Below are 11,673 nucleotides of genomic sequence, written 5' to 3'. Positions count from 1 at the left end.
AGTGTCGCAACTATATCAATGGCTATTACAATGTAGTCAGAAGGCATGGGACTAATGGTGGATTGAGTCCCATGATGTACGAACTGAGAAATTAACCCCCGTGTCTACTTTACGGGGGTCATATCACCCCAGCACCCAGCACCCAGCACCCAGCACCCAGCACCTGCTACTATCCCCCCGCTGTAAAGCGTATATCCTGCAAATTGAATCCCAGAACCAAGTCGGTCTTCAGTGAGGCAACTTGCTTGGAGGCTATCGCTTCATCGCGGCTGGCATCGATTTTCTTCTGCCATTTTGTTGGTAGGTCGTCTGCGGCCAAGATGGCCTCTAAGTTCGGGTAGAGGCTGAGCAACTCTACTGCGGCCTTGGGGCCAATCCCGGTGACGCCGGGAATTTTACTCGAACTTATGCCTGCCAAGCCCCAGTAATCAGGGAGTTGCTCTGGCTTGACGCCGAATTCTTTTTCGACAAAGGGACTGTCGAGCCAGCGTTGTTGGAAGTAATCGCGGATCCGCAAAGTGGGCTGGAGCAGTTGGCAATAGCCTTTGTCAGTGGAGATGATGGTGACTTGCTGGCCGCGAGAGGCAACTTTCAATGCCAGTGTGGCTACGAGATCATCGGCCTCGTCACCGTCAGAAAGCAGCGAGTCGATCCCCATATCCATGAACGCATCCTGGATGATATCCATGCCTGCCATCAACTCTTCGGGCATAGGTTTGCGCCCTTCTTTGTAATGAGGCAGCAGCTCGGCTCGCCAGCCACGGTCTTCGCCATGGTGATCGAATACCGCCACGATGTGGGTGGGTTGACTGCTCTTGATGATTTTCCCCAGAGCCTGACAGCAGACTTTAGCTGTGTTGTGGACATCGGGTTCGCCATGCTGGGCGGCATGAACGCGGCGGATCAAATTGAGGGCATCAATGATGACAAGGTGGATAGACGACATAGCGTAAACCGTGTAGCAGTAAAGAAAAAAGGGTCAACAGACCCTTTATTGTACGCATAGTTGCTTGCGATGTGCACCGCCATCTGACGGGCTATGGTGATTATTTCGCAATTGGCGGCGCGGCGGTGATGATTTCGTAGCACGGTTCGTAATGGCTACCGGGCAGTTTCATTCTCTGCTGTTCGACGAACTGGGCAAGTAGTTTGTCCATCCGTTTCATCAGGCTGACATCACCATTGATTTTAAAGCGGCCCCTACGTTCTATCTCCCTGATCCCTTCCTCTTTGACGTTGCCCGCCACAATACCAGAGAAGGCCCGGCGTAAGTTGGCGGCAAGGTGCTCTGGGCGTTGGTTCATGTGCAGGTCTAGGCTTGCCATTGACTCGTGGGTCGGCTCGAAAGGTAGTTGGAACTCCGGTGGGATAGCCAGTGACCAGTTGTAGCTGTAGGCATCGCCAGTGGCTAGGCGGTGTTCCTTGATCAGTGGCATGGCAGATTTCATCACCCGGGCCACTTTCTCCGGGTCGTCGATGATGATCTGGTAATGCTTGGTGGCATCCTCACCTAGGGTATCCCGGATAAAGCTGTCGAGGGTACGGAAGTAGGGCTCGGACTCTTTCGGCCCGGTCAGGACCACCGGCATTGGCTGATCGGCATTTTCCGGTTCCATCAAGATCCCGAGGATATAGAGTAGCTCCTCTGCCGTACCCGCACCGCCAGGGAAAATGATGATACCGTGGCCGACCCGCACGAAGGCTTCGAGGCGTTTTTCGATGTCAGGCAAAATGACCAACTCGTTGACAATCGGGTTAGGTGGCTCTGCCGCGATAATCGACGGCTCGGTCAGGCCGATAAACCGGCTGTTGGGAAAACGCTGCTTGGCATGGCCGATGGCTGCGCCTTTCATTGGTCCTTCCATAGCTCCGGGGCCACAACCGGTACAGATGTTAAGCTCACGCAACCCTAATTCGTTACCGACTTCACGGGTATATTGATACTCGACAGGGTTGATCGAGTGGCCACCCCAGCACACTACAATGTTGGGATCTTCACCGGAGCGAACGGTTTGGGCGTTGCGAAGCACACTGAAGACAAAGTTGGTGATGTGCGGTGAGCTGGTGAGGTTGATATCCTTGCGTTGTTGTACATGCATGTTGACGTAAACAATATCGCGCAGCACGGCGAACATGTGTTCCTGGATCCCGCGGATGATCCGGCCATCGACGAAGGCGTGCTCTGGTGGGTTCATCAACTCTAGCTTGATGCCGCGTTCTCGTCGCATGACATTGACGTCGAAGCTTTTGTTTTTTTCCAGTAGCTCTTTTGAGTTATCGGTGTGGCTACCTGAGTTGAGTACCGCCAGCGAACAGTTACGGTACAGGCGGTAGATGTCACTAGAGGCCGTTGCTTTGAGCAAATCGACTTCATGTTGGGAAAGTAGGTCCATTGCACCTACTGGACTGATATGAGTGATCATGATTACCTCCCTGGTCATGACAAGGTGGCGGTATCCACTGGGTGTATTCATTGTAGGAAGAATCGGTGAATACTGCCGGGTGAAGCAGAAAGTAAACCGGTTGGGAGTACACTCTGTTTCCTGAAGATCAGCCTAAGAGAAAATATGAATTACAAGTGACTGATATATTTACCATACACAGAGTAGCCCGTTTTTACCAGCCATTGATAGGTTGATGATTTACGGTGGGATCAGAAAATCCAGAAAATCCGGTTGCTACCAGCACTACGTGCACCGGTCAGGGCTTTGTCGGTCCGCTCGATGATATCTGCAGGGGTATCATTGCTTTCGAACAAGGTCGCCCCCATCGAGACCGTGATAGTGATGTTGTTGTCACGAAAGCGGAACGGCAACTGAGCGATAGCCTGGCGGATAGCCGTCAGGCGCTGGTTACGTTGCTCTTCGCTGGCATCGGGCAGAATCAGCATAAAGGCATCATCGCCGAAACGGCCGATAAAGTCGGTTGGCTCGAGCTGCTTGCGGATTGTCCGGGCGATGATCTTTAGGATTTTATCGCCGGCCTGATGACCGTAGTGTTTATTGACCGAGCTGAAATTGTCGATATCTACCAGAGTGACGCAAAGCGGGTGCTGGTAACGCAACCAGCGGCGGTATTCGTGCTCAAGGCGCTCATTAAGGGCACTGCGGTTGTACACCTTGGTGAGGTTGTCGAGGAAGATCCGCTGCTCTTGATCGGTGAGCCTCTGGCGGTAATCCTGTGTTTGCTCGTAAAGGTGCTCGATCTTTGACTTGTTGTAGCTCAACTGTTCCAGCAGGGCTTTCTCGCGCTTTTCTAACGCCTTGTTACGCTCGGCGAGAACGAGTAGTTCTTTGGTGAGGTGAGTCAGTTCAGGACGCCAGCTATCGAGCTGCTTGTGGGTTTGCAAGCCTGACTTGATCGACTGCGCCAATTCGGCCAGTTCATTAGTCATTTCACCGCGGTGCTCGTAGATAGTGTGGCTTTGCTCGGCACTTTGTTGGGTGGTTTTACTCAAGGTACCCAGCTCGCCATTAACATTATCAAGGAACTGCTGCGAGGCATGGCGCTCCTGATGGGTGCCATCGAGTACTAATCTAAGCACCTCAAGGGACACCTCTAAGAGTGATGAGGGGGAGACACCTTTGAGAAGTTGGTTACGTATGGTTAGCAGTTTATCGCCAGCCTCACCATCGAAGTCGAGCTCGGTGATCAGGTGTTGCAGCTCCGCAGTGAGCTTCATCAGCAAGTCCTGCTGGATGGCTGCCGGATTGTTTTGTAGCCCTTTGGTGGCGACCAGCTTCAATGCACGCTCATACAGCGTCATTAGGCCTAGCACTTGTTCGAATGAACTGGAAAGTGAAGCTGCTGGCTGGGAAAGGAGTTGATGGAGATCGCGTTTTAGCTGGGCAGGTAGACCTGGAAAGCGGCGTAAAATTTCGCTACTGCGCTGGAACTGTTTATCCAGTTGCTCCCGCTCTTTGGGCTGGGTTTCGCCCATCCGGTTGGCTAGCCTTTCAACCACAGCAATGCGTGGGATGAGCTGGCTGATATCTTTCTGCTGCTCCAAGTCTTGGCGCAGCATAGCCAGCTTCTCATCAAGCTCTTTGTCTATGCCATGACAAGCAACAGAAAGGCGGCTGATCAGGCGTTTAAGGATCGCCAATTCCCGCCTAGATTTTAACGAAGCGTCTCGGTGGGAGAGTTGAGCTTGATCCAAACGCAGCTTCAATTGACTCAATTGCGAAGCTACGGCATTAATGTCTGTCACAGGGCTAAAGCGCAGTCCATATAGTGGTAAACTTGTTTCTTATCAAGAGTTTAAAAATTGATAGGAAATTTCATGCTAACAAAAACTTTCCTCTAATTCATTGTTATCGGCCATGTGCCGAAAAATTCCATTAGATTAACTGATATTTTTGTCAGAAACGTGATCATTGTTCCAGCTAATGTCGCAACTTCCTGAAGTTTGTACTTTTACTAGCCCGTTATGTATGCCCTGAATGCAGGATCGGCGAATGTTGTCACTGGCAAAACTGGCGGCTGGGGCAGCATCAATCGCACTGAGGTGTACCCACTGGCTGCCAGATTCCTCCTTGCTGATTTCCCTCGCTGCATTGGTGGCCATTAGCAAAATATCGAGAAGCTCATGGTCGTTGATTGCCGTGTAGGCCCGTGGCAGGAACGGATATTCCGCCATACCGATCCTGACGCGGTTGTCGATATGTTTGCCCTCGAGGAATCTATCAACTAACTGCTGTAGAGAATTAGCCAGTTGATCCGGTGCTGAGTCCAAACGAGAGTTCGGTTCAATATACAAGAACATGGCATCGGAGAAATGATAAAGCCTTGCCGGTTCACATATCTGCTGGTTGAGGTATTCACCGAACTGGCGCTCAAGCTCCAGACCTTGCTGGTAGCCATGTTTGAGATAGATATGTTTGAGGAAGGGGACCTCGAACAGTGCAAAGCGTAAGCGGTCACTCAATGGCTCGTTGATGATCTCCCCCAGGTGCCATTGCTCGAAGTTAGCACTACTTTGCTGTAGGGAGTTAGGCAGTTTGGCGGTTAGCATTCGTAGGTTTCGGAGCCCACTGCGAGGGTGGGTATAGAAATCATTGCGCAAACGCAGCAGTCGGGCCTGGAGTTGTTTGGCGGTTTTGTGGCGTCGCATCAGCACGATGAAGATCACGCCACTAAGGCAGAACAGGAAAATGGTGACATTTTTCTGTTTGTAGAGGGCTTTGCTGCTTTCGAATTGCTGGCGCTCTAGTTCTTCAAGGTGCAAAGCACGTTCAAGCATACGCTGCTGTTGTTTGAAGACTTCGACATTGCTTTTAACTTGTGCCTGCTGCTTGGTACTAAAGAGTTGCTCGTATCGGCGCTGGCTCAGCAGGGCATTGTAATAATCGCTTTGCTGTTCAAACGCACGTGAGAGTATGTTTTCCCCTTCCAGCTGGAGGTCACGGTTGCCGATACGGCTGGCTGCAATCAAACCGGTTTGCAGGTTCGAGATAGCTTCCTCAATGTTGCCTTCAGCCAACTCCAACTCCCCCTGGAGGATCTGGGCTTCAGCCATGATAGCTTCGTTACCGGTCTGGGTCGCAATCAAGCGCGTATGGTGAAGGTACTGCTCGGATTTGGGGTAGTTGTATAGTTGCAGGTAAACACGGGCGATGTTGAGCCTCAGTCTGGCCGATCGGATATCGCTGTTGAGTTGGTTCTCCTGATCCAGGGCGTTGAAGTAATGGACCAGCGCTAGGTTGAAGCGGCCTTGCTGCTCATAGATGGAAGCGATCAGCTCCAAGGTTTTTGCTAGCGGCCTGCTGCGATCATAATGCTCGAAGAATTCACCGGCCTGGGTAGCATGCTCAAGCGCCTTGTCGAAAACTTTACGCTGTTCGAACAGAATGGCTAACTCGTAGTTAGCGACAGCGGTTTGGGCTTGGTCGTCGTTTTCAACGGCGAGCCAATAACCACTCAATAGCCGATCTAGGGCGGTATCGTAATGGCCATGTTTGAAGTAATGCCGGCCTACGACCAATTGGTAATGGATGAGTTCGCCGGGATCATCAAGATTGATCAAATAACGCTTGGCTTTCAGGAAGCCTTTCTCTGCCTTGCTTTCCTGATCAGTAGCCGATTCAATGACTGAGCGCTGCATGAGGGATTGGTACTGCAAGCGTTTGATCTGGCTGTCGAGCATCAGGTTAGTACTTGCAGCAATACCTTTCTCTATTTCATCCAGCATCTTGAGTGAGCGGGCATTGTTTTTTAGGTTCTCCCAATAGATATCGGCATGGATAAGCTGGCTCTCAAGTTGGCTGAACGTGAGGTTTTCCTCGGTCGAAAGGACCTCAGCCTGTTTGATGGCGGCCATTGCTTCTTCTGGTTGGTTCAGCAATGAATGAGCTTTGGCCAATATCTGCAATGCATTGACGGTGCTAAGCGGCGTTCTAACGGAATGATCAGTTTCGTCATTGATATGAACGCGGGAGGTTTCTTTGGGGGCACTCAGGCGACGCTGGTTGAGGTAGCGGGTAGTAATAGCCAGAGATTGCTCAGGGTTGGTTGGGAGCAGCTCATTGGCTTCTGCCAGGATTGGCGTGGTAAAAATTTTAGCTTGTGTGCTGAACGAGATCATGCCAATGAACAGCAAACGGATCAGCCAACGGCTAGCAGACATACTTTTAAAAACCCAAAAATACAGTACCACCAATATTAATGGGTTAGCTTATCAAGTCCAGCAAAGTCTTCGATTTTGCTGGACTAATTCCCAACTTACTCGGGCATACACCTCACTGAGTAATTTTTTGCACATTTGTGTTTATCAATCAGCTCGGTGCCATCAATTTGCAGAATTATTGTCTAGCCAAGCGGAAGTTATCGCTAGGGGTTTTACCCATATTGGTGCGGTAAGGGTTGATGTCCAAACCACCCCGGCGGGTATAACGGGCGTAAACCGTCAATAGCTCTGGCTTACAGAACTTCATGATGTCCGTAAAAATACGCTCAACGCATTGCTCATGGAACTCGTTGTGGTCACGGAAGGAGATCAGGTAGCGCAGCAGTTTTTCGCGGTCGATTTTCTTACCTGTGTAGGAAATACGCACGCTGCCCCAGTCAGGCTGGCTGGTGACCAGGCAGTTAGACTTCAATAGGTGGCTGTGCAGGATCTCAGTCACAGTCTCATCAGATAAAGCACCCTCTAGGTGTGATGGGTCGAAGTCGTAATCGGTAATTTCGATATCCTGATCGTCGATGCACTCACCAAAGAAGTTAGCAATTGGCTGATCGTCAAAATCAGACAGGGGCTGAACGGTCACATCGACATCGGCACCCGCGCACTCACTCAGATCTTTTTGCAGGGTATCTGCAATTTGCTGCCAGCTGTCAAACTTGGTTTGGTTGAAGCTGTTGAGGTAAAGCTTGAATGACTTTGACTCAATAAGATTAGGGCTGCTGGCTGGCAGGCGCACTTCACCGATAGCCACTTGTGGTAGGCCTTTTTTGTTTAGCCAAGACAGCTCGTAGAGTGTCCAGATATCATAACCGGTAAACGGAAGGGTATCGCCAAGGGCCAGATCATCTCGGTTCAGGCTACGTGGTACAGGCTGAAGAAGAGATGGGTCATACTGATCTATGTATTCCGTCGTTTTACCTAGGGTTAAACCGGCTAATTCTTTCGCGTCTTGATATTTGCTCATACTGTCCTGGACACACTTGGATTAGAATAGCCAAAGTTTACTTAATCTTTTGAGAGGTTGCGAATGAATCATCCCGTTGCAGCGGCGTTATCCGAATTTTCTTCCCGTTTTTTGCAAGCATGGTGTGATGCAGGTCAAGGTTTTCCCCGTAGTGATGACCTTGTGGGTCTATCATCACCTTGTGTCAAGGCAGATGACGGCTATGAAGTGACTTGGCAACCCGTCGCTCGAGAACCGATGGGGGATCTTGCTGCTGTCGAGAAAGGGATCGAGCTTCGCCTGCATGAAGACATCGTCGCTTTCTATGGCGCCCAGTTCAGTGGCGATATGGCTGCTAAATTCCAGACCGTGACAGGCGTGGTTGAATTTGATTTGCTTCAAGCCTTTAGTGAGGACGATGTGTTGCGCCTGCAGGAAAATATTTTGGGCCACTTGGTGACGCAGCGCCGTTTGAAGCTAAAACCCACCATCTTTATCGGGGCAATGGATTCTGAAAGCGAAGTGATTTCAGTGTGCAACCTTACCGGAGAGGTGATTTTGGAAACGCTGGGTAAGGACAAGCGCGAAGTGCTTTCCCCAAACCTTGAAGATTTCCTTGCAGCACTAGAACCTGTGGTTAAGGCTGAGTAAGTTATGTACGTTGTCGAATTGCAATTTGAGTGTTTTGATAATACCACCGTCGCAGCTGTTGATACTGCCATCAATGGGTTAATGGATGCCTTGCGCTACAATGGCCAGGTGCTCGGGCGAGAGTTCCCTATCGTCATGGATGAAGGCACATTCAAGGTAAGGGCGGTGTGCCCTGAAGAGGAAAGCCTGCACTCCCGTTTCCACAGCCCTCAGGTCAAGGCTTGCTTGAATCGCTTGAGTCATGCGAGTTTGCTCAGCCCCAAAGTGAAGCTGCTGGGTAGGGATTTGAATTCTGAAGCCGCCGCCGAGAATTTCTCGCCAAGCTGGCAGGTGATCTACACCACCTATGTCCATACATGCTCACCTCTGCGCTGCGGTGAAACGTTAATGCCAATCCCGTTATACCGCTTGCCGGAGCCAACTCTCAACGGTGACCACAAAGCGGTGGTGAAATGGCAGACCGAATGGCAAGCGTGCGATGAAATACAAATGGCCGGGGCTTGTCAGGCTGAACATGCTGCCCTGCATGAAATTCGCGATGCTGACAGTGATATTTTTCGCCGTGGTTGGGATTTGCGCGGGCGGATCGAATACATCACCAAAATTCCAACTTACTACTATCAATACCGGGTTGGCGGTGAAAGCTTAGAAAGTGAGCTCAACCGGCCATGCCCGAAATGTGGTGGCCAGTGGCGGCTGGATGAACCCCTGCATGGTATTTTCCACTACAAGTGCGACAAGTGCCGAATCGTCTCCAATCTGTCTTGGGATTTCCAGTAATGAAAAAGCGCAGTGGAAATTGCGCTTTTTCTCTTTAGGTATCCAACTGACGTTTGTTACTTAGCCTGTTGGCTTTCCAGTTTCTCCAGCCTAGCTGTGAGGGTGGCGACTTGCTGCTCCAATGCCGCTATCCGTGCTTCAGCTGAAGGCTGGCTCTCCACTTTTTCGATTTTCGGCACGCGGGCACTCGATTTCCAACTCTGCAATGCTTTGATAATTAGTGGCATCGGCAGAGGATCGACTAACCGTGACTTAATCAGTGCCACCGATGGCTCTTTGCCTTCGGCGACAAGTGCATCAATGGCGTCGGTCAGGGCTTTAGTAATTTCAGATGACATGCTGTTTCCTTGTTGCTGTCGTTCACCAGGCTATTTTCACCCAATCATACCCGAGGGCACAACAGCAAAGCCGTGGACGATTCCTAATTACTTTCCGACTTATTTTCTTAATAAGGCATCCAATTGGTCGATGACTTCGCACCAGTCGGCATCTTGCTCTTGTGATTCTTTGAGAAAACGTTTTTGGGCTGGTTGCCAAAAGTTGGCCTCGGATAACTGTTCATGTTGGGCAAGGTGGTGTTCGGCCAAGAAGGTTTCGATAAACTCTTTGGAATTATTCAATCCCAATTGGCTGAACAGGGATGCAAGGTTGTGGTTGAAGGTTTCCATGGACACTCCTTGGCTAGCGCATAATGTTTTATGACTAATTATAGAGAAATTTTACTGTCTGGCAGGTTCCATTCATTTTCGTGGTATTCCTATTCATCTCATGCCCTTGTGAGAGATCTCTTACAAAGGTGTGGGAAATTATGGTGAAGACAGCAGCGAATAAGCTCACTGTTTGCAGTTAAGTTTCTGAATCGTATTGGTTTTATTGTTTTGTGATGATTTTCTCTGCTTGTAAGGAAGAAAGAAATTAGCGACAAGTGCTATTTTGCCGAGGGGGAAATACGTAATATTAACCCTGTCGGAAGGAACTGACGGAACGGAACAGGAAATAAGCCAAGGATTTGGTTTGTCTCAGGAAGAGACCGGTGTACTAGGATGGTATGTCGAACAAGGACTGTGAAGGGATAGCCGAGGAACGGCAAAATGGTAAGCAGGACGTTTACCAGTCAGGATGACAAAAGGACCACTTCAGGAAGAAGTTAGGGACACCTCCAGGATGGATGTTGAGAGTCAGGACAGGATGGACTGACGGGTCAGGATGGCCACAGGATCACTTCAGGATGAAGTAAAAAAGGACAATGCTGAAGGAATACAGCTGTCAACGGAATGATGCAGGGAGCACCATCGTAGCGGGATTGCTGCAAGTAAGACCTAAGGGCGCAACGAAAGTTGCGCCCGTTCTTTTTTGGCTTCCAGTTAAACTCTTCGATTACCTTCAAGATACGCTTCTTTTGTATCACTAGCCTTCTAATGCATCACACTGGCCCTGGGAAGAGATGGCCCTAGGAAAAGCAAAATCAAAAGCTTGAAGTGATTGATTTTATTTCTAATGCTGCCTGCAGGACCCAGGACCCAGGACCCAGGACCCAGGACCCAGGACCCAGGACCGCAAAACTTCTATATCATACGGCCAAAACTGTCATATTTTGGACTAATCTCTGTAACTTAATTGAAACGCAGAATAATACCCTTGTGAAACGGGGTGCAGTTATAGCCTTCACCCCTTGTGAGAGATCTCTTACAAAGCTGTGAGACTAATAAAGATCAAATTCGGTGAAAATAGTCGGCTTTTGATTTTTTATATATAAATATCAACTGCTTAATGTTTTCATTTTTATGATGAATGATCTTTTGCGATCCATGGTGCCTGATAGTCAATTGTATGAAATCCTAATGGGCGTAATATGGGCTTCGTCGACAGGGAGTTGGCACAGGATTTGGAAAGCAGACGGATGCTGCAAGCCTAGGAAAGGCAGTGCTAACAAGGTGGTTAGCAGACTGGATGTCATGGACACGGAATGGATACCGTCGGGGATCAGGATGATTGCCGTCAGGATGAGCAGGACAGCTTTAGGATAAGCCGGAACACCTCAAGGATTGGGGCTTAGGGATAGCGCTCTAGGATAGGGCAAGAGGACAACTTAAGGATAAGTTCTAGGAACCCTTCAGGATGAAGGCAGGGACACCGCCAGGATGGATGAGAGAGTCGCATAAGGATAACGCGACGGGTCAAGGAACTACCAAGGACAACCCGGGGATGGGGTTTAGGGATTACCGCTAAGGAATTTAGAAAAACAAGGACAGTCGCAGGGAGCACTATCGTAGCAGGACGGCTGCATGTAAGACCTAAGGGCGCAACGCAAGTTGCGCCCGTTCTTTTTTTGCGTCAGCAAAAACACTTCCGATATCCATTTGCGATTGCTTTGGCTTATCCACTTTTCTTTGAAAATATCGCACTGGGCCTAGGAATAGCGGGTCCTTGTGCCTAGGCAGAGCAAAAGCAAAGATAGAACTTGACGTTCAACCGCTTTTTTAAATCCTGTGATGTGACTCCCTAAAAGTAGACACCTCTTTATCAGGAATAAGAGGTGTTCATATGAAAGTTGTAAGTCGACGAAGTTTTTCTGATGAGTTTAAGCTTGCTGCAGTTCAAGAATCTATCGATTCCC

General features: G+C 49.6%; 9 protein-coding genes. 2 read left to right on the top strand and 7 right to left on the bottom strand.

The window, feature by feature from the left end:
* Positions 1-169: 169 nt before the first annotated feature.
* The 5 genes from xni to queF form a co-directional block, all read right to left on the bottom strand.
* A complete protein-coding gene (xni, locus tag C9J01_RS29090; protein ID WP_107301545.1) occupies positions 170-946 on the bottom strand; it encodes a flap endonuclease Xni in 777 nt (258 codons plus the stop codon).
* Between the two features lie 100 nt (positions 947-1,046).
* Positions 1,047-2,423, bottom strand: a complete 1,377-nt coding sequence (ppnN, locus tag C9J01_RS29085; protein WP_107301544.1) for a nucleotide 5'-monophosphate nucleosidase PpnN — start codon at positions 2,421-2,423, stop codon at positions 1,047-1,049.
* Between the two features lie 230 nt (positions 2,424-2,653).
* Positions 2,654-4,210 (bottom strand): GGDEF domain-containing protein, encoded by a 1,557-nt coding sequence (locus C9J01_RS29080; RefSeq protein WP_107301543.1) that lies wholly within the window; start codon positions 4,208-4,210, stop codon positions 2,654-2,656.
* Between the two features lie 135 nt (positions 4,211-4,345).
* Entirely contained in the window at positions 4,346-6,625 is a 2,280-nt protein-coding gene (locus C9J01_RS29075) for a tetratricopeptide repeat-containing diguanylate cyclase (RefSeq protein ID WP_107301542.1), read from the bottom strand.
* A gap of 175 nt (positions 6,626-6,800) precedes the next feature.
* Complete coding sequence (gene queF / locus C9J01_RS29070; RefSeq protein ID WP_107301541.1) at positions 6,801-7,646, bottom strand: NADPH-dependent 7-cyano-7-deazaguanine reductase QueF; 846 nt, start codon at positions 7,644-7,646, stop codon at positions 6,801-6,803.
* Positions 7,647-7,709: 63 nt separating this feature from the next.
* Between queF and syd the strand changes: the two genes are divergently transcribed.
* On the top strand, positions 7,710-8,276 hold the full coding sequence (gene syd, locus C9J01_RS29065) for a SecY-interacting protein (RefSeq protein ID WP_107301540.1): 567 nt from the start codon (positions 7,710-7,712) through the stop codon (positions 8,274-8,276).
* Positions 8,277-8,279: 3 nt separating this feature from the next.
* Positions 8,280-9,056, top strand: coding sequence for a Zn-ribbon-containing protein (locus tag C9J01_RS29060; RefSeq protein ID WP_107301539.1), 777 nt, complete (start codon positions 8,280-8,282; stop codon positions 9,054-9,056).
* A gap of 56 nt (positions 9,057-9,112) precedes the next feature.
* On the opposite strand, the gene C9J01_RS29055 is transcribed toward C9J01_RS29060, so the two are convergent.
* Together C9J01_RS29055 and C9J01_RS29050 are read right to left on the bottom strand one after the other, a co-directional pair.
* Positions 9,113-9,394 carry a hypothetical protein gene (locus C9J01_RS29055; RefSeq protein ID WP_107301538.1) on the bottom strand — a complete coding sequence of 94 codons (282 nt, stop codon included), beginning with the start codon at positions 9,392-9,394 and terminating at the stop codon, positions 9,113-9,115.
* Between the two features lie 99 nt (positions 9,395-9,493).
* Complete coding sequence (locus C9J01_RS29050; RefSeq protein ID WP_107301537.1) at positions 9,494-9,724, bottom strand: DUF2789 domain-containing protein; 231 nt, start codon at positions 9,722-9,724, stop codon at positions 9,494-9,496.
* Between the last annotated feature and the right edge of the window lie 1,949 nt (positions 9,725-11,673).

The sequence above is a fragment of the Photobacterium rosenbergii genome (genome assembly GCF_003026455.1).
Lineage (GTDB): Bacteria > Pseudomonadota > Gammaproteobacteria > Enterobacterales > Vibrionaceae > Photobacterium > Photobacterium rosenbergii.
Note: the sequence above shows the minus strand (reverse complement) of the source record. Positions and strands in the feature narration are given on the sequence as shown.

Coding starts and splice junctions, on each gene's coding strand:
- xni (WP_107301545.1), bottom strand. CDS start 946: ATGTCGTCTATCCACCTTGTCATCATTGATGCCCTCAATTTGATCCGC.
- ppnN (WP_107301544.1), bottom strand. CDS start 2,423: ATGATCACTCATATCAGTCCAGTAGGTGCAATGGACCTACTTTCCCAA.
- C9J01_RS29075 (WP_107301542.1), bottom strand. CDS start 6,625: ATGTCTGCTAGCCGTTGGCTGATCCGTTTGCTGTTCATTGGCATGATC.
- queF (WP_107301541.1), bottom strand. CDS start 7,646: ATGAGCAAATATCAAGACGCGAAAGAATTAGCCGGTTTAACCCTAGGT.
- syd (WP_107301540.1), top strand. CDS start 7,710: ATGAATCATCCCGTTGCAGCGGCGTTATCCGAATTTTCTTCCCGTTTT.
- C9J01_RS29060 (WP_107301539.1), top strand. CDS start 8,280: ATGTACGTTGTCGAATTGCAATTTGAGTGTTTTGATAATACCACCGTC.
- C9J01_RS29055 (WP_107301538.1), bottom strand. CDS start 9,394: ATGTCATCTGAAATTACTAAAGCCCTGACCGACGCCATTGATGCACTT.
- C9J01_RS29050 (WP_107301537.1), bottom strand. CDS start 9,724: ATGGAAACCTTCAACCACAACCTTGCATCCCTGTTCAGCCAATTGGGA.